The sequence below is a fragment of the Metabacillus crassostreae genome (assembly GCF_016908395.1).
GTDB lineage: Bacteria > Bacillota > Bacilli > Bacillales > Bacillaceae > Metabacillus > Metabacillus crassostreae.
This window is the reverse complement of record NZ_JAFBDU010000001.1, coordinates 19086-37273: the sequence shown is the minus strand read 5'-3', so window position 1 is coordinate 37273 and position 18188 is coordinate 19086. Positions and strand designations below refer to the sequence as shown.

Annotated in this window: 22 protein-coding genes; 7 read left to right on the top strand and 15 right to left on the bottom strand. The window is 30.7% G+C overall.

Features of this window, described 5'->3' with window-relative positions; all coding sequences use genetic code 11:
• Positions 1-186 precede the first annotated feature (186 nt).
• A complete protein-coding gene (locus JOC75_RS00215) occupies positions 187-438 on the bottom strand; it encodes a hypothetical protein (protein ID WP_204952126.1) in 252 nt (83 codons plus the stop codon).
• 267 nt (positions 439-705) lie between these two features.
• On the opposite strand from JOC75_RS00215, the gene cspD reads away from it, so the two are divergent.
• On the top strand, positions 706-906 hold the full coding sequence (gene cspD / locus JOC75_RS00210; RefSeq protein ID WP_146946074.1) for a cold-shock protein CspD: 201 nt from the start codon (positions 706-708) through the stop codon (positions 904-906).
• A gap of 194 nt (positions 907-1100) precedes the next feature.
• Here the strand turns inward: cspD and JOC75_RS00205 are convergent, their stop codons facing one another.
• On the bottom strand, positions 1101-1301 hold the full coding sequence (locus JOC75_RS00205; protein ID WP_146946075.1) for a hypothetical protein: 201 nt from the start codon (positions 1299-1301) through the stop codon (positions 1101-1103).
• A gap of 191 nt (positions 1302-1492) precedes the next feature.
• Here JOC75_RS00205 and JOC75_RS00200 point away from each other — a divergent pair, with 191 nt between their 5' ends.
• The gene (locus JOC75_RS00200; RefSeq protein ID WP_204952125.1) at positions 1493-1759 is read left to right on the top strand and encodes a DUF2564 family protein; all 267 of its coding nucleotides are present in this window, start codon (positions 1493-1495) and stop codon (positions 1757-1759) included.
• Between the two features lie 75 nt (positions 1760-1834).
• Here JOC75_RS00200 and JOC75_RS00195 read toward each other — a convergent pair whose 3' ends face one another.
• Both JOC75_RS00195 and JOC75_RS00190 read right to left on the bottom strand, forming a co-directional pair.
• Positions 1835-2011, bottom strand: a complete 177-nt coding sequence (locus JOC75_RS00195; RefSeq protein WP_204952124.1) for a zinc-finger domain-containing protein — start codon at positions 2009-2011, stop codon at positions 1835-1837.
• A complete protein-coding gene (locus JOC75_RS00190; RefSeq protein ID WP_204952123.1) occupies positions 2004-2681 on the bottom strand; it encodes a reverse transcriptase-like protein in 678 nt (225 codons plus the stop codon). Before JOC75_RS00190 ends, JOC75_RS00195 begins: the two co-directional genes overlap by 8 nt.
• A gap of 215 nt (positions 2682-2896) precedes the next feature.
• Between JOC75_RS00190 and JOC75_RS00185 the strand changes: the two genes are divergently transcribed.
• Both JOC75_RS00185 and JOC75_RS00180 read left to right on the top strand, forming a co-directional pair.
• A complete protein-coding gene (locus JOC75_RS00185) occupies positions 2897-3283 on the top strand; it encodes a reverse transcriptase-like protein (RefSeq protein ID WP_204952122.1) in 387 nt (128 codons plus the stop codon).
• Between the two features lie 166 nt (positions 3284-3449).
• Complete coding sequence (locus tag JOC75_RS00180) at positions 3450-4346, top strand: EamA family transporter (RefSeq protein ID WP_204952121.1); 897 nt, start codon at positions 3450-3452, stop codon at positions 4344-4346.
• 239 nt (positions 4347-4585) lie between these two features.
• Here the strand turns inward: JOC75_RS00180 and JOC75_RS00175 are convergent, their stop codons facing one another.
• Positions 4586-4852: a DUF6123 family protein gene (locus JOC75_RS00175; RefSeq protein WP_204952120.1), complete on the bottom strand. Its 267-nt coding sequence runs from the start codon at positions 4850-4852 to the stop codon at positions 4586-4588.
• Between the two features lie 489 nt (positions 4853-5341).
• On the opposite strand from JOC75_RS00175, the gene sspL reads away from it, so the two are divergent.
• Entirely contained in the window at positions 5342-5482 is a 141-nt protein-coding gene (sspL, locus tag JOC75_RS00170; RefSeq protein WP_146946082.1) for a small, acid-soluble spore protein L, read from the top strand.
• 146 nt (positions 5483-5628) lie between these two features.
• On the opposite strand, the gene JOC75_RS00165 is transcribed toward sspL, so the two are convergent.
• The 8 genes from JOC75_RS00165 to JOC75_RS00135 form a co-directional block, all read right to left on the bottom strand.
• Positions 5629-6522: a 5'-3' exonuclease gene (locus JOC75_RS00165; RefSeq protein ID WP_204952119.1), complete on the bottom strand. Its 894-nt coding sequence runs from the start codon at positions 6520-6522 to the stop codon at positions 5629-5631.
• A gap of 205 nt (positions 6523-6727) precedes the next feature.
• Positions 6728-6862 (bottom strand): hypothetical protein, encoded by a 135-nt coding sequence (locus tag JOC75_RS24110; RefSeq protein WP_275580225.1) that lies wholly within the window; start codon positions 6860-6862, stop codon positions 6728-6730.
• Between the two features lie 107 nt (positions 6863-6969).
• Positions 6970-7236, bottom strand: a complete 267-nt coding sequence (locus tag JOC75_RS00160; RefSeq protein WP_204952118.1) for a DUF2533 family protein — start codon at positions 7234-7236, stop codon at positions 6970-6972.
• Complete coding sequence (locus tag JOC75_RS00155; protein ID WP_204952117.1) at positions 7229-7414, bottom strand: hypothetical protein; 186 nt, start codon at positions 7412-7414, stop codon at positions 7229-7231. Before JOC75_RS00155 ends, JOC75_RS00160 begins: the two co-directional genes overlap by 8 nt.
• Before the next feature lie 74 nt (positions 7415-7488).
• Complete coding sequence (locus JOC75_RS00150) at positions 7489-11082, bottom strand: dynamin family protein (RefSeq protein WP_204952116.1); 3594 nt, start codon at positions 11080-11082, stop codon at positions 7489-7491.
• A 405-nt stretch (positions 11083-11487) separates the two neighbouring features.
• Complete coding sequence (locus tag JOC75_RS00145) at positions 11488-12036, bottom strand: isoprenylcysteine carboxyl methyltransferase family protein (protein ID WP_204952115.1); 549 nt, start codon at positions 12034-12036, stop codon at positions 11488-11490.
• A gap of 8 nt (positions 12037-12044) precedes the next feature.
• The gene (locus tag JOC75_RS00140; protein WP_204952114.1) at positions 12045-13139 is read right to left on the bottom strand and encodes a type III polyketide synthase; all 1095 of its coding nucleotides are present in this window, start codon (positions 13137-13139) and stop codon (positions 12045-12047) included.
• Positions 13140-13419: 280 nt separating this feature from the next.
• Positions 13420-13965: a GNAT family N-acetyltransferase gene (locus tag JOC75_RS00135; RefSeq protein WP_239589221.1), complete on the bottom strand. Its 546-nt coding sequence runs from the start codon at positions 13963-13965 to the stop codon at positions 13420-13422.
• A gap of 251 nt (positions 13966-14216) precedes the next feature.
• Between JOC75_RS00135 and JOC75_RS00130 the strand changes: the two genes are divergently transcribed.
• A complete protein-coding gene (locus JOC75_RS00130) occupies positions 14217-14657 on the top strand; it encodes a chemotaxis protein CheX (RefSeq protein WP_204952113.1) in 441 nt (146 codons plus the stop codon).
• 125 nt (positions 14658-14782) lie between these two features.
• Here JOC75_RS00130 and JOC75_RS24400 read toward each other — a convergent pair whose 3' ends face one another.
• A complete protein-coding gene (locus JOC75_RS24400) occupies positions 14783-14986 on the bottom strand; it encodes a hypothetical protein (RefSeq protein WP_239589220.1) in 204 nt (67 codons plus the stop codon).
• 697 nt (positions 14987-15683) lie between these two features.
• Between JOC75_RS24400 and JOC75_RS00120 the strand changes: the two genes are divergently transcribed.
• Positions 15684-16130, top strand: coding sequence for a hypothetical protein (locus tag JOC75_RS00120; protein WP_204952112.1), 447 nt, complete (start codon positions 15684-15686; stop codon positions 16128-16130).
• A gap of 478 nt (positions 16131-16608) precedes the next feature.
• Here JOC75_RS00120 and JOC75_RS00115 read toward each other — a convergent pair whose 3' ends face one another.
• Complete coding sequence (locus tag JOC75_RS00115; protein ID WP_204953450.1) at positions 16609-18105, bottom strand: carboxypeptidase M32; 1497 nt, start codon at positions 18103-18105, stop codon at positions 16609-16611.
• Between the last annotated feature and the right edge of the window lie 83 nt (positions 18106-18188).

Genomic DNA, 18188 nt, shown 5'->3' with positions numbered 1-18188 from the left:
TTGTGCAGCATAAAATAAGCTACATTAGTATTACCATAATTATAAACCTTTTTTCAAAAAAGAAAACTAATTTTCTTACGACATATTCATTAAATATTCAGTTTTTTTTGAATATTATCGAAATACTTCCCTACTAGCCTGTTAATTAGTTTTCACTTCGTTAAGATATTAGTTTTGTTGCGATCGTTAAACTCTATAAACCTGTTGATTTAAAATATTATAATGGATATGTAAGGTAAAGGTATCCGTATTCATTCTCTCAACTACAAAATATTCATTTTCTTTCTGAGAAATCAATACTAATGATGATTTTTTTATTAGTAAACATTCATTCTCTAACTCACTTATACTAGCACATGCCCTTTGGAATCCTACCCAATCAACATTTCTACTGCATGTTACAATCACTTCTTGATCCTTTATGTAAAGTTTACGCATAAAATACCCCCAAGGCTTTACTGCATTATATGAAGCTATTTGTGAAAGTATCATTTATTTTCAGTTTAAAATTCAGAAAGTTTTGTTAAAAATTACTACTTATCCTTGACGGTTTTTGCTTATCTAATGTATAGTTAAAGTATCATCAATTTGAATATATATAATAGCATCCTTTGTAATCAAATCATCTTCGTACATATCATATTCTTTTTATGATAAAATTTTTTTAGCACCACCTGTGCTACAGTATTAGGAGGATTAAGTACTATGCAAAACGGTAAAGTAAAATGGTTTAATAATGAAAAAGGTTTTGGATTTATCGAAGTTGAAGGTGGAGACGATGTATTCGTACACTTCACAGCAATTCAAGGTGACGGCTACAAATCATTAGAAGAAGGTCAAGAAGTTTCTTTCGAAATCGTAGAAGGTAACCGCGGACCACAAGCAGCTAACGTTTCAAAGTTATAATCAACTACCTTTAAAAAAAGTGATTTAACCATAAACATATGAATTCACAGAGATTGGGGATATTCTCCAATCTCTTTTTAATTTCACTATTGTTATTGACCTCACTAAATATTTTTATAGGTAAAGTTTCACAAAAACAGTTTAACTAAATATGAATACATATATACATGAAATTCCAAAAAAACGAGAACTATTTATGTTCTCGTTTTTTGACTTATTAATAAGTATTCAATTGCTTTAACGTTTTGTTTAATACCTTTTTCAATTCGACTAACTTCGTTCTGATTAAACACATTTGCATTGTTCGCTATAAAGACTAATTTATCTAGATCTTTATAGATTTCTGAAAACGCTTCTTTAATAGATGAATCTAAAGGCTCATTTGACACCGTCACTTCTACTCCTTCTATTATAAATTTTGCGAAAAAATAGTTCATTATCTTTACTTAGATGCTATATTTTTACAAACAATATATCTACTTCTATTTTACCACGACATTTTAATTTCGGATATATTTATAAAATTGTTTTTTTTAACGAATATTTCATCTTTAAATTCAAAGACTATACTTGGAGGTGTTAGATCATGGATCAAATTAATCATACAGGACTAATTAGCGGAATGAATGATATAAGTCAACTTGAAGCTGCTGTTAAATCTGCACAGAAAATGGTTGGGTCCGCAACAATGCAATTAGATCCTGAAGCTCTTGAACATGCAGAAAATGCAATAAAAGATGCCAAAGAGATCATGAATAGATCAACTGAAACTGGAGTTGATCAGTTGTTTATTTCTGAACAAAAAAAGCTCTTAGAACAATGTGAACATCAATTAAGTGAAGCAAAGCAATAAATAGCTGTTCTTTTGAAAATCAAATAGGTTGGTATAAAAAAAATCCGCTTTTAGGCGGATTTTTTTACTTCTTAATTATGTTAGCTTTTTTCCAACATCTTTTATTTTCAATCCTACAGTACATTGATTAATACAAAAAGAATGTGCAAAACGTTTACCACTTTCCTCACGTAGATGTTTTTTGACTAAACAATCCACACAATATGTGTCAATGATTTCACTTAATTCTTGTAATGTTTGCTTTTTACTCATCTTCTTCTACTTCCTCATCAATGATCAATTTACTACTTATTTCTATTCCTTCCATAGCTTGGGTTGCAAGTTTATCAGCTTCCGTATTTTCTTTTCTGGAGATTGATTCATAACTAGGCATTATTTTAAGCTTTTTTAATTGTTGTTCAATTTTATCTAACCATAAATTAAATTCTTCTTCATAACAAGGCCATTCTCCTGATAATTGCTTTAATACAACTTGCGAATCACCATAAAACTGAATTTTTTGTTTGTTAATACCATTCTCTTCAAGGATTGTAACTAAATAAGCAAATGCAGCATATTCTGCTTCATTATTCGATCCTATACCATCTACCTTTTCATTCATTCTAATGCGATATCGCTTTCCACTTTGCGTATAATAGATAACAGCACCAAAACCAGCAATTCCAGTTGTTTTTTGAAAACCACCATCAAAAAAAGCAACTACATCATGTGGTTCATCCTTAACAATATCCCTGAATTTTTTAAGTTCTTTTAAATTCCAAGATTGCTCATCTTCAGATATAAACTGAAGGTTCTTTACTCTACCTGTAGAAGTAAAATCCTCAGCTAAAACAATGGCTTCTTTTAATGATAAATATTCAGACACAAGACTTGTTTCGAGCTTTCTTTTTGTTATATATGTCCACTCAATTCTGTATTTCACTAATTTCACTCCTGAAAACGAATTTTCTATAAGGTGTTTGCACTTTTCTAAAAGCTTATCTTCTACATTATTTCTTTTATGTACTAATATTATCAGTATGCTATAATCATATTCGATTTACTTTAGCTTCAACACAAATTAATAATGGTATCTATTTTAACATTGTTTAATTTTTTGTGAAACAATTTACAATTTTAGAGGGGGCTTTTCTATCTATGATTGAGGTGTATGTTGATGGTGCAAGTGCCGGTGATCCTGGTCTATCAGGTGCAGGTGTGTTTATTAGAGGGCATGGTACTGCTGAACAATATTCCCTTCCTCTTGGAAAAATGACAAACCATGAAGCAGAATACCATGCTCTTATTAAAGGTATGGAAATTTGTCAGAAACAAGGCTATAAAGTTGTATCTTTTCGAACTGATTCTCAACTTGTTGATCAAGCAATTGAAAAAAAGTTTGTGAAGAATAAGACCTTTTACCCTTTATTGCAACAAGTGTTGGAACTTTCCGAACAGTTTGACTTATTCTTTATAAAATGGATTCCTAGTAAAGAAAATAAAGTTGCTGATCAGTTAGCAAGAGCAGCAATACTGAAGCAATAGGCACGTTCTTGAATGCTTGCTGATAGTGCATCCTAGATGTACATTGAAACATTCTTTAAAGAATAACGTAGCAAAATGACATAAACTCATAAGCTGTTTCATTTAAGTTTTTCTAAAGCAATAAGTTAGGTAGTGCCGAAAAAAGATTTAGAAAGATGGAAAAAAAGTGAATAAATTAGTAGCAGATTCAAGTTTATTATTTGTAGCATTTATCTGGGGTGCAACTTTTGTCATTGTTCAAAAAGCTATTGAGTTTTTACCACCCCATTTATTTAACGGAACTCGGTTTTTATTGGCAACCCTATTATTATTACTTTTTGTAAGAAAAAGATTTTACTTACGAATCACAAAAGAATTGTTAATTTCAGGTGTTTTTTTAGGTTTCATCTTATTCTTAGGCTATGCTTTTCAAACTGTAGGGTTACTGTATACAACATCATCTAAAGCAGGATTTATTACAGGATTAAGTGTAATGATAGTACCTCTACTATCTCTATGGATATTAAAAGAGAAACTAAGATCAATCGTAGTTGTTAGCTCGGTAGTTGGAACACTAGGCCTATATTTTTTGACACTTTCAGATATAGCTAGTGTTAATCTAGGAGATCTTCTCGTTTTGTTTTGTGCTTTAGCTTTCGCACTTCATATCGTTTTTACAAGTAAATACACGAAGAAACATGATGCACTTTTATTAACCATTATTCAATTATTTACCGTTTCGTTGTTTAGTTTTTTAAGTTCAAGTATATTTGAAAATCACTCAGCAATTTCAATGGAGGATTTCTTACACGTCGATGTTATTATCGCATTAGTGATTACTTCAATTTTTGCAACTGCATTGGCATTTCTAATACAAACAAAATATCAGCAAATTACCTCTGCTGCAAAGGTTGCATTAATATTTGCCATGGAGCCTGTATTTGCTGCAGTCACAGCATTTGTCGTTATTCAAGAAAGACTATCTACCAATGGAATACTAGGTTGTACTTTGATTTTTTTAGCGATGATTCTTACGGAAATTCCTATGGCGAAGCTTACACACCGTAAAGAATTATTAAAATAGTAGTAAGATACAGATTCATAAAGTAGATTTAACCAACCTTTACACATTATGTAAAGTTCTGCCTATTTTCTTATGACCTAAGAAAAAATATAAGATTGAAATAGCTAGTATCTTTAGCTATTTCTTTATTTCCACCTAGGTATACTTGTTTTTTGAACAAAATAGTTGAATATGGAGCCCAACTAAACCGATATTGTCTTATACATAAATACATAAACTAATAGGGCTAGCAATGAATTTTATAATAAATGAAGTGCTTGTAGATATTTTAATGCCTGTTTACGATCCGTTATCAATTCTTTATTAAACATTTCTAATAATGAGATAAAAAATGCTCCATCAAATTCTTTTTGTATTTTCAACGTAAGCTCAATTGCTAGGTTTACCATTGAATCATTAGCATCTGTATAATGTTTCCCGAACTGGATAAAACCATAAGCATCCTCACCCAGGATAAATCCTTTAGCATTTAAATAATCTACGTATTCATCAACTGTTTTTCCCATTTTTTCAAAATCATCCTCAAATTAAACGTATAAGAAGATCATATCGAAAATTGTCGATTATATCTATCTTTTTAAATTTTTTAGAACAATTTCTTTCATTTAACTTTAACTTTTAAAGCCAAGTATTCTTTTCCTTTTTCTTAATTATAGGCTCTGTTAAACTTTGTTGTTGATTTCCGTTACAAGCATTCGCTTTCCCAGAACAAACGCTGTTCGTTTTTTTCCTAGGGAGCTTCTCGTAACCTGCGCGCCTGCGGGGTCTCCCTTTGACACGCTTCTCTAAGCAGGCGTATGATTTATTCACCTCCAATCAACATAGTGCTAAAAACAACATTAAGCTTTAACATTGCCTAATTATTAAGGAACCTGACTAAACCTTTTAACAACAGACAAGATCTCATAGCCAATATAAGCAAATTGTGAATCAATAAAGCATGACTTTAATTATTTTAAAATTATTGGTCATAATAAACTGGGAGGTGAAATGATATGAGTAGTGAAAAGAGAGGAAATAATCGCGGACAAATAGCGCCTAGTGTAAATCCACAAGGCCATGGTGAGGATGTTGAATTTTCAACAGAACCAAAAAGTAAGCTTGAAAATGCAGCAAAAAAGAAAAATACCAAATAATAAGAAAAGTGAAAGAGCCTTGATCATGCCGTAAAAACTGGAGATACATTGACTAAGGTTCAAGTAAACAAAGTAGCGAGTACAAGCTTTATACTTTCTGATCTTATAAAATAATGAGAGAGGCAGAATTAAGCCGCCTCCCTCATCTATATCGCTTCTTCAACAGGAGATATTTTTTTAAGCAGTGAATAAATTCCTTTTAATTCAAGATCTTTTAACTTAGCCAAAGCTTTGTCCTCGTCAATATTTAGTCTTGCATCCTCTATTATACATTCCAATGGAGCTTCACAATTTATTTCTGCAAGCTTTCTTGATAAATGGAGCATATCAAGGTCATTTTCAATTTTCGTTTTTTGTCCCTTTGTAAGCTCTGATAAATTATCTAAGATTCCTTCAATTGATTGATATTGGGAAATTAGTTTAAATGCTGTTTTTTCGCCTATACCTTTTACACCAGGATAATTGTCGCTAGAATCTCCCATTAACGCCTTTACATCTATCAACATTGCCGGTTCAATTTCAAATTCCTCGATATAGTTTTCTTTCGTATAATGCTTGTAATTTCCAATACCCTTTTGAAAGATTAATACATTTACTCGTTCATTTAATAGCTGTAGAATATCCTTATCTCCAGTGATAATAGAAATATCCATATCATTTTCGAATGTTTTGGTTAACGTGCCAATACAATCATCTGCTTCATAACCTTCAATTCCGATATTAGGAATATTAAATGCCTCAACAACATCTTTTGCTAAATCGAATTGTGGAATCATTTCAATTGGTGCTTCAGGTCTATTTGCTTTATAATTGTCAAACAATTCATTTCGATACGTTTTACTTCCCATATCCCAACAACATATAACATGTGATGGCTTTGTATATTCGATTACAGCAATTAAATGCTTCAACAGTCCATTAATTGCATTTGTTGGAATACCGTTACTATTGATCATGAATTGCCCATATACAGATGTAGCATAAAATGAACGAAACAATAAAGCCATTCCATCAACAATTAATAAATGATCTTTTTTCATTGTTATTTCGCCTCTTTCAAAATTATCTTATTTTATTTTGATTATATTTCACCTGTGTTAGTATAACATAGTGAATTTGGAATTGTGATGGTACTTCACGCCAAAACGAACATGTTGCTTGCAAGCTATGTATCTATCATTTTTTCACCTGAGCATAAAAATAAAAAAACCTGTAGAGAATTCGAGAAGACTCTACAGGTAAAAATTAATCCTTATTCTGACTGCTTAATTTCTGTGCTTCATGTTGAGCATATGAAGCAAACTCTGTATTAAAATCATTCTTTTTCTTTTTATTATTATTACGTTGAGCATTTGCATTTCCAAGTTTTGTACGACCCATTTTAACACTCACCTTTCAATGATATTCAAGATTAGTTTCCCCACATAATCTCTTTTTATATAAGTGAAAGGGTTGTTGAATAATGGGAATTGCAAAAATAGATAATGTTATTTACCATATTTTCTTTCAACGTATTCTTTAACCATTTGCTTTGTCACTGATTTTCTTGTTGGGACAATACCTTTAGAAGCTAAGTAGTTTATTTCAGCTGTCACTTCATTAATTTTATCTACTTCAAAGGGCAAAGCATTAACACAACAAAACACAGCTTCTTCAATTAGTGTTTCTCGCTTTGCTTCTAATTTTAAAAACGTTTGGACATGCTGATGCTGGCTATTACTATGTTTTGTTATAGCTTCATGAACATTACTCATGGAATTCACCTCTTTTTTTCATTAGCTTTTTGACATGTTCTTTAGGAGTCCAGCAATCAAATTTATAAGTTGGCTTTGTTTCATACTTTAACCGATTACAGGTAAACACCATACCATCTTCTTTACGCTCAGCCAAAAAATGAATACAAGTAGCACAAACATGATATTTTGCTTCCATGCTCATTCCTCCTAAACATGCAATCATATCCATTGATTTTACCACATGTTAAGATACTAGCTCCATCTTTTATTCTATAAAATAAGTTTTAAGGTGTTTTCGATATCACTTTTTTGCTGCTTAAGAATTTCAGTATTTTGAGGCTGAATATCCAATAATGCTTCAAAACCTTCTTGGACTTGCTCATTAATATCCTTTACTACATGTGAATGTATTTCATTGATCACTTTTTCATAATAAGCTGCAAAATTATTGTTATACGTTTTTAATAGATCAGATATCGGTTCATTAAACCGTTGGATTAAATCTTCACTCATTACTTTTTTTTCATTTTTTTCAAAAAATGATTTAGTATTCTTAAAAATCTTTAATGATGGTTTCAAAATTGAGATCATATCATTAGAAAACTCTATTGTTATATTCGGTGTATGAATATCTTGTTTTTCTAAATTTGTCACAGAAATAGAAGGTGATATTCGTTTAATAATTTGTGACAACCTTACAAATTCATCATTTATAGCTTTATAAATAACATTTTCAATCCTTAGTGATGTTGCTTGTAGCTCTTGAACTAGCTCAAATTCAATTGTTTTTATAAGATCTTTCAAACATAACGATAAAGCTTGTTGTGTGTTTGCAGATTGATGAAAAACCCCAGGGTGAAAGGCCTCCTTAAAAAAATCATTAAAGCGGAAAAACAACCTCTGTTTTAAGTAAAATATAAGTTCTTCTATCTCTTGATTAACCGTTGAAACAATATGTTGATTCGTTAATCCAATTAATTCATTTGTAACTTGCTCTCTTTCTTTGCGCAGCTTTTGTAATTCTTGTTCTTTTTCCGCTTTATCTTTATTTGCTGCCTCTATAAAAGATTGAATTCTTTCTAGACAACGTTTTAAATCCTCACGAATAGAAAGGAGAGATGTATTAGTTAATTCCTGTTTGATAAAATACTCGAAATGACTCTTAAATTCATCAAACTCGGCTTCCTTCTTATTAGATAAAATATTATGACTTGATACACCATACAGCCTCATATTTCTTATATCATGCTGTAATAATTGGTCTCTAATATAATCTTTTACAAGATCAACTTCTTCTTCATCCTGTGCAAGATCTATTGCATTTATAATAAAGAACATCTTATCAAGTGTGAAGGAATCTTTAACCCTTCCTAACTGTCTTAGAAATTCTCTGTCTCCTTTAGAAAATGGATGATTATAATATGTGACATACAATATAGCATCTGCTTTTTTAATGTACTGAAAAGCAACATCAGTATGTCTTTTGTGTAAAGAATCAGCTCCAGGTGTATCAACAAGTGTAATTCCTGCTTTTGTAATAGCACAATCATAATAAACAATCACTTCTTCAACTAAACAAGATTTCTCTTCTTTTGCGACAAAATCCTTCATTTCATCTGTTGTTGTAACAACCAATAAGCCATCCCTAGAATTTGTGAGTTCTTGATAATGAAATAAAGCAGTTTTATACTTTTTAATTTGCTCAATTTCGGTCGTATTTTTGCCCTTTAGTGTTTTAAGGTTTTCTGCTGCCATATCAAGAGTAGTAATTGCTTCTACCTTTAAGGATGGGATTGCCTCATTCATTTCTGTTAATAACTTTTCACTCGGTTTAAGTTTAACATCAACAACTCCATGTTTTTTTTGATTTGTGGTTTGTGTAATTTTATTTATAGTCGCTGTTGTAGGGTTTGGAGATGATGGTAAAAGTCGGTTACCAATTAAAGCGTTAGCAAATGATGATTTTCCAGCACTAAAAGCTCCAAATAAGGCAACTGTAAATGTACGATCATTATAGCTCTTTACTTTTTCCTCTATTGCATTTATAAATTGCTTAAAACCTTTTATATTTTCTAAGTTCTTAAGAATTTTCTCTGTTTCAATTATAAATACATCTCTATTCTCAATGTGATCGGCAGAAAACTTCGCTACTATATTTCCTGTTTTCTTCTCTGTTATCATTTCCTTATTTTCGCGAAGTGTATCACTACTTCGAGTTGTTTTAGTATATAATTGATTATTTGTTAACCAATTTTCACTATCATTGGCATCACCTTCTAATTTATCCACTAAAAGATGATTTAAATTGTTTGTGTAATTTTCTAACTGCTTAAACTTCGCTAAAATATCTTCGTTCTGCTTTATCTCCTTTAAACAGATGTTCAGACGATGATTAAAGTCGTCAAAAATGTTTTGTTTATCTTCTCTTATTTGGTCAATGATTTTTTTGAAAATCATCATCACCTGGGACTTACTATGTTTTTTTATAAGCTCACTTACATCAGATGAATAAGTTAAAACATATTGATCATTAAAAGAAGCTCCTGGCTTCAATGCTTCAGAAATCACATTATCTGTAATCGAAACTGAAAATACTTGTGTTAGATTAACAATCTCACTATTATGGATATCATATTTCTTAATAACTTCCTTAAGCAAAGGGGTAAAATGCCAAGTAATCTGCGTTTCAAGATTCTTCGATAAGCTAGCATAAAGCTCTTTTTTTCTATTATCACGTTCTTGCTCTGTTTTAGTTTTTGCAAAAAGAAAACCAACTTTAAATGAAGGATCAACCGCCTCAATATAAGCTGCTGCTTTTTCTCTCGTTTCATATGGAACTAAATTTGCACTTTTTAAAATCGATTCAACTTTTTCCGTTATTTCGTTGTTAATTTCTTTTAGTTTATCTTCTTCAGATTGAATAGAGTCCTCTAATGCTTTCTTTTTATCAAGTTCATTACTCAATGAATTTTGGAGCTCTTCTTTATTTTCATTATTTATCTCTAGATGTTCTTGATATTGTTCAATATGGTCTTCAAGTATTTGTTCAACGGAGTTTTGAATATTTCTTTCGATATATTCCATTCTTTTATGAACAACTGTCGTTATAAGCTTTTTAATGTGTTCTAGTTCATTATATGGATGATTATCGTTCTTTAAAGTTGTAAAAAAGACATCATTTTCATGTAATCCTATCTCGGAAAATGATTCATTAATTTGACTTTTAAAGTCCTTAAACGAAACTTCATTTTCCTCATGCTTATCAATCTGATTAACAATCAAAAAAATCATTTTGTTACGTTCAATCATTTCCCCAACAAACGAAAGATTCTCCTCAGATTGAACATGATTATAATCTGTTACATAAAAAACAACATCAGCAAGATGGACCATTGATTCTGTAGATAGCTTATGTGCAGCGTCTGTTGAATCAATACCAGGAGTATCCATGATCACTACATTTTCTGCAAGATTTTGATAGGGTTTTCTAATTGATATTCTCTCAATTTCATCACCTTGCTTACAATACTCCTTAATTTGATTAATTGAGTATTGACCAGTTAGCTCTATTTCTTCATTCCTATTTGAAAATAATGATACATGTTCTTCACCTTTTTCAAGTAACACTAAATTAGCGCTTGTGGGAATAGGACTTGTAGGTAATATTTGTTCATCTAACAATTTATTAATCATAGTCGATTTCCCAGCAGAAAAATGACCCGCAAAAGCTATGTATAACTTCTCATTGTATAGCTTATTAGCTACTTCTAATAGTTTTCGTCCATTTTCAGTATCCTTTTTATTAACATTGTCATAAATTTGTTTTATTTTTTGGATGAACTCATTTGTTAAAGCCGCTGTCATAGTAATCCCCTTTGTTTATCTAATATAAATTAATTATATCTTATCGAATTAAATTAAATATTTCTATTTTAACTTATATTAAAGAAAAAACAAATGAAGTTTTCTTCTTTTTTCCAGTCTAAAATAACATTAAGCTTTATATTTAGCATGATGTCTTTGAATAGTAAGTTATCTAACAAAAAAAGCCCACATTCTATGTGGACTCGAATTATGCTTTTTGAGCATCAATATTTTTTAATATGTAACCAATCAAGAGACTGTAAGTAATTACGGTACCACCCACAAATAACATCGTCATATCCGTAGAAGACCTCCATTTTCAATGAGAAGTATTTTCAATGTAAATTCATTTTATCATCAATGATAATCATTTTCAATATATATTTGAAAAAGTCTGGCTATTCATTATCTTCTAGGAACAAATCTAGACTTCGAGTTAAAAGCTTCATGATAATTCGTGTATTTTTGTAGTGCTTTTTCCTCAGTAGGAATTCTAACTGTCATCATGACAATATTTAATAATGTAAATATAAGAGCTGTTACATAAGCCTGAAATAATAGTGGAATGATTAAAATCTCCACTGCTACTATAATATAGTTCGGATGTTTTAAATACTGATATGGACCTTTGGAGACAACAATATCATTTGGAACAATAATAATCTTAGTATTCCAATAGGGTCCTAAACTCATAAGTGCCCAATACCGAATCATTTGTGTGATAATTAAAATTGGAATCAATAAATACCATAGAACAGAAATCTCCCGCTCAAACATCATAACTTCAAACAAAAGGGATAAAAGAAATAATGTATGAAGAGCGACTATAAACCTGTAATGTTCCCTTCCATGCTCAATCCCGCCTCTATCGATCATCCATTTTTCATTTCTTTTGGCTATTGCTAACTCTGTTATTCTTTGTAATATTAACAAAGAAAAAAACACATAAAACATTTAACTATCTACCCCTTCCAAGAAACTAATAATAATTCAGAGCTGAACCCAGGTCCTAATGCACCAATTATTCCAAAATCTGATTTTTGACCTAGTTCTTGTATTAAATATTTTTCCAGAACGTACATAACAGTTACTGATGACATATTGCCATGATTTTTAAGTACTTCCTTAGAAATAAATAGTTGTTCCTCAGTAAAACCTAACCCATCTATGTACGCATCAATAACTTTTTTCCCACCTGGATGTGCGATAAAGTGATTGATCTTTTTTAAAGTTAGATGATGCTCATTAAGAAACTCAATAATTTGTGGTTTTAACCATTTCTTAATAATTGCAGGGATATTCCTAGAAAAGATAACATACAATCCATTATTCTTGATATCCCATCCCATAACATCCTCAGAATCTTTCATTAAAGTTGATCTAGTTCCAATAATTTCAGGTAAAGCAGCTAATTTAGATCTCTCTTTCCAGTTGAATGATTTTCCGGCAATACAAGTGCAAGCAACACCATCGGCAAATAATGAAGTACCGATTAAATTACTTTTACTATGATCATCATGCTGAAAAGTTAAACTACAAAGCTCAACAGCAATCACTAGTACAACTGAATCAGGATATGCTCTGCAATATTCATAAGCTCTTGATAAACCACTTGCACCTCCTGCACAACCTAAACCCCAAATCGGTATTCGTTTTGTTGTTTTCTTAAAGGGAAGCTGGTTCATAATTTTCGCATCAATACTAGGTGTAGAAAAACCAGTACTACTTATAAAAAAAATAGCATCTATTTCTTCAAAAGCAATAGGTCTGCTTAATATTTGTTGATTGGAGAGGCAATTTTTAACTGCTTCTACGCTATACTTTACAGCTTTCTCAATATACAAATCATTTTTTTCTGCAAAGGAATGCTCCTTTTGATACCATGTAAGCTCCTCTGCAAATTGTCTTTTTTCAATTTGACCGTTACTAAATACGGTTAATAAACGATCAATATCCTTAAAGGAATCACTAAAGATTTCCCTGCAAAGTTCAACAGCTGTAGTTTGACTTATTTCATTTTCAGGTATTGCTTTACCAACTGATAAAATTGTTGCCATTTCATTCACCTCAAATTCAATAAGGTTACTATTTCCAATGATATACAATATTATCCTGTAAAAAACAAAAAAAGCCTTCCCAAATTTTTCGGGAAGACGTTTTAAAGGAGTTGTTGTTGTGCTTTCTTATTATATAATAAAAGATGTTCTTTCTCATTGAGAATATTTGGTATAAATGGTTTTGTTACCTATAGAGATTAAGACAAACAATATCATTCCAAATCTTTGACTAATCCATTCAATACTTAACTTAAGATATACTGTGTTCAAAATAATAATATTAAGAATTTAAAAAATAAGCCATAAAAATTTCATCATCATATTTATTACCTATTTTCACTTGCTCTTTTTGTATACCTTCTGTAACAAAACCATATCTTTCATAAAGTTTTTGCGCTAATCCATTAGATGAAAACACAGTTAAACATAATTTGTGTAAGCCATTAACTCGACACCAGTTCAATGTATATGTCATGATTTCACTACCAATCCCTTTACCTTGTACACGATCTATCAACCATGTTCTAAAGAGCCCTGTATGACTCTTCATTTCTAATTCCCCTTTGATTATTCTTGCAATACCTACAATTTCCTTTTCCTTTTCAACAACAATATACATATTGTTGGCACGATGCATTTCTTTAATGAAATTCTGTTCTTCTTCAATGCTTCTTGGTTTTTCTTTTTGAATATATGTACCAGAATCGATAATTTTTTTTACAGCATCTATAATTTGAGGAGCATCTTCCTCCATTGCTTTTCTAAGGCAAAATTCCTCTCCATTTTTAGCTAAAATGATTTTAGATTCAGTTCTCTCATTTTTCAAAACATACACCTCTTTAGTAATATAGTCCTTCAAAAATAACTATAGTTGGTTGTAACTTTTATGTTAGTAACATCGCCTTAATATAAGGTTATATAATCTAAAAGAATTAATCCTGCAGCGAAAATTAATTAATTTTGATCATCTTACAAATTTCAACAAAAATTTATTATTTTTGTGTAAAACGTACTTCTATTAATATGTTTTATGCTAATATAAAGTAACAACTATAGGCTGGAGGAACTAGGAAGAAGATGAATAAAGATGTGATAGATCAATTATTAGATGGAACAATGGCTTCAATTAAAATGCTACTTACAGTCCCCTATTCAATCGAAGATACAACAAATGTAATACCTATTGATCAGACTCTTCACTCTGTTCAAATTGACCTTAATGGTGAATTAACAGGAGCTATCCTCATTCAAGGACAAACAGGTGTTTACAGTATGATCGGAGAAGGAATGTTTGGTATGCCTGTTACTGGTGAGTTATTACAATCATTTATTGGTGAATTTGCCAATATGTTAACTGGTAATTTGGCCACACTTCTTTCAAACCAAGGTTTTACTACAGATATCTCAACTCCGAAGTTTCTTTCAGACTTACAAAACGTAAAATATGAAACATTTGTTACAATACCTATAGAAATAACAGAGCATGGAAACCTTTCTATTTCTTTGTGTATAAATTAGCAAAAACGGCTGACTATTTGTCAGCCTATTTTTATTTATTTTTTTCGTTAATCTCGTCTATTTAGGTGACTATCCCTTATATGCTAAGCACCTTTTATTAAGCGCTTTTCTTTAAGTGCCAAACTTTACGCCACACGAATTGCTTTACCAAAAGGTACCTTAGGAACAAATTCATAAGGCACTAACCAAAAAACTTCATTTCTTACATCTAGATTTTCATAAAAATACCCTGTTACATCTGTTATATAAAATAATGTAATAATTTCTTCCTTTTCTACCCATTCTAATACCTCTGTGTATGATGACTTGCCGTGGTTATAATAGATCATTATATTTTCTTTGAGAGGTGAAATACTTCTTATCTTAAAATCAGCTTGTATTAAAAAAGCATTTGGGCTTACTTCACTAAACAATTTTATAATATTCTCAATTAAACATCTTGTTTATTTCGTTTGTTGACGTATCAATTGCAAGAGCCACTTTTTTATCCTTTCTTTCTATTAGCTTGGAAAGTAAAAGTTTTTGCCATTTCATTGTCCACAACTCCCCATCACAATTTAAAACCATATCTATTTTGTGCAAATGCTACTTAAATATGACACTAAATATAATTAGGGTTTGTACAAATTAAGATTCAGAATAAGAACCAGTTCCGTTACAACTATGACAGTCAAGAATGGACTCATATGTAGGTATATACACACTTGATATAATTATATTGTAGCCTTGCCCTCTACAATCCGGACATTTACCTATCGATTCCAGTTCTGTTCTATATTGCTCTCTTCTTGATTTATTCCAGTCACTTAATGCTTGTAAGAAATTCATTAGCTTTACACCTCTTTTTTCTTACTATAAACAAGTAATGTTTTTTTAAACCTATTTTTTAGTAATTGAGTAATTGTCAAATTCCAAGTATTATTAGTAGTAGCATTGTGAGATTTATTTCGATCAGTTTCTTTTATAATTGAAATATTTGTAAAATGAATCAGTTTATTCTATTGTTCACTAGAAGAGGGGATTATAATGGCAGAGTTAGCATTTAAAGAATATATTTTCAAAAAAGGTAATAAAGTTACAGTTTATCTCTATCAAAGTAGTATTGAACTAGTACAGCAAGGCCTTTTAGGTAAGTTCAATAAAATAAATTTAATACCATATAAGAATATTGTAACAATAACCTTAAAAAAACCTGGTTTTGCATCTAATGGAGAGTTGGTAATCGATTGTGGATCAAATAGTAATAAAAAGGAAAAACAAAAAAACACAATCGATTTCACAAAACATGAACTTGAGCAAATCATTGAGTTAAAAGAAACAATTGAAACTAAGATAAACGATATTAAAGGTCAAAGAGTTGATTCAGCAATCGACAATTTCGAGAAATTAAAAAAACTTAAAGAATTATACGACCTAGAGATTTTGTCAGAAGAGGAATATGAGGAACAAAAAGAGATGTTATTAGAAAGGTAAATCATAGACATTTCAATGTTTTACTCTTTTTTAGCGAGAATCTTAATAAAGCCAAAAAAAGGGTTTGGAATGAATACATTCCAAACCCTTTTTTCAATCATTTTCTTCTTTTAGTAATCATCATTATTCCGTTTTTCCCAATCAGTATATCTTCCAGTACTATTACACGCATGGCATTCTAAAGAACTAGTTATATACATGCTAGATGGAATGATAAAGCCTTGACCTCGGCATTCAGGACATTTGTTTTGCTTTTTCATTTTTTCTCTAAAATTATTCTTCCTATTATTTATCATATTACTTATTAACGATTTAAAATTCATATTTTAAATCACTCCTGAGAATTCTTTTTACATTATATTCAACTCTCAGGACAAGGTGCATAATTAATGAACAAATAAAGTGGTTTAATTACCTAATGTATAAAACTAACTATAAAAATATTATTTATGTTACCTGAAATCCTTACTTCTCGTCATTAGATTTCATATATATTTCGATATTTCTCCTCAAGATATTGTATTAAATAGCTAGCGTTCAAGCTTTCACCTGTTACATCATTAAGGATTTCTAGAGGCTCTTTTGTTTTTCCAAACTTATGAATATTTTCTGTTAGCCATTCCTTAATTTTATCAAATTGACCGTTCCTTACTATTTCATCAAAATTCGGTAAATCCTTTAGCATAGCATGCTTAAACTGTGCTGCATACATATAGCCTAAAGCATAAGATGGAAAGTAGCCGAAACTACCACCTGCCCAATGAACATCTTGTAAAACACCTTGAGCGTCATTAGGAGGCGTTATGCCTAAATACTCTTTATATTTTTGATTCCATATTTGTGGCAACTCGTCAACAGTTATTTCATCATTAAACAAAGCCTTCTCAATTTCATACCTTATCATTATATGTAGTGGATAAGTCAGTTCATCTGCTTCAATTCTGATTAGTGAAGGTTTTGACTCATTAATGGCATGGTAAAATTCCTCTAAATTTACATTTGAAAACTGTTCTGCTGAGTGAGACTGTAATTGTTTATAATAAACTGCCCAAAATTCTTTATTTCGGCCAACAAAGTTCTCATAAAATAAAGATTGTGACTCATGAATTCCCATAGATGTGCCGCTACATAAGGGAGTGCCTACAAGCTCCTCGGAGATGTTCTGTTCATAAATAGCATGTCCACACTCGTGGATTGTTCCAAATATGGCGGTACGAAAGTCTGATTCATCATACTTTGTCGTAACTCTAACATCTCCACGGTTTAATGTAATTTCAAAAGGATGGACAGTTTCATCAAGTCTTCCTGCGTCAAAATCATAGCCGATTTCCTTGAGAATATATTCACTAAATTCCTTTTGACTTTGTTTTGAAAAATGCTTATTCAAAAACTCAGTTTTTGGTTGCTTAGGTGAATTTGAAAGATCTCTTACTAATGGAACGATTTTTTCACGAACCTGTGCAAAAACTTCATCTAATAATTCGACAGTTATACCTGGTTCATACTCATTAAGAAGAGTATTATATTTATTTCCATTATGTCCCCAATAATCAATAAGCTTTTTATTATAATCTACTAGCTTTTGAAGATAAGGAGCAAATAGCTGATAATCTGATTTTTCCTTAGCTTCTTCCCATACTGCTTCTGCTTTTGAGCAAAGAATTACATATTCCTGATACTCTTTAGCAGGTATGACTTTATTTTTTTTGTATTCTTTTTTTAAGAGATCAATTGCCTTTTGAGTGACAAAATCTAATTCTTCATATACACCTTCTTGAGATAGCGTTGTTAAATAATTGTTCATTTGATCTGAAACTAGCATTTCAAAAGCTTCTGTAGATAACATTCCAATGACTTCAGAACGCTGCTCAATCCCTTTTTTCGGTGCACCTGTTCTCATATCCCAGTACATGACGTTAATAGCCTCATCATAAGCTTGCATTTTTTTTATGTATTCTAAAAATTCTTTCACCATTTGTTTCAACTGTACCACTCCCTTTTGTTTATCACTTTTAAGATTATAGAGCCATATTCATCGTGTCAAGAATAAAAATACAA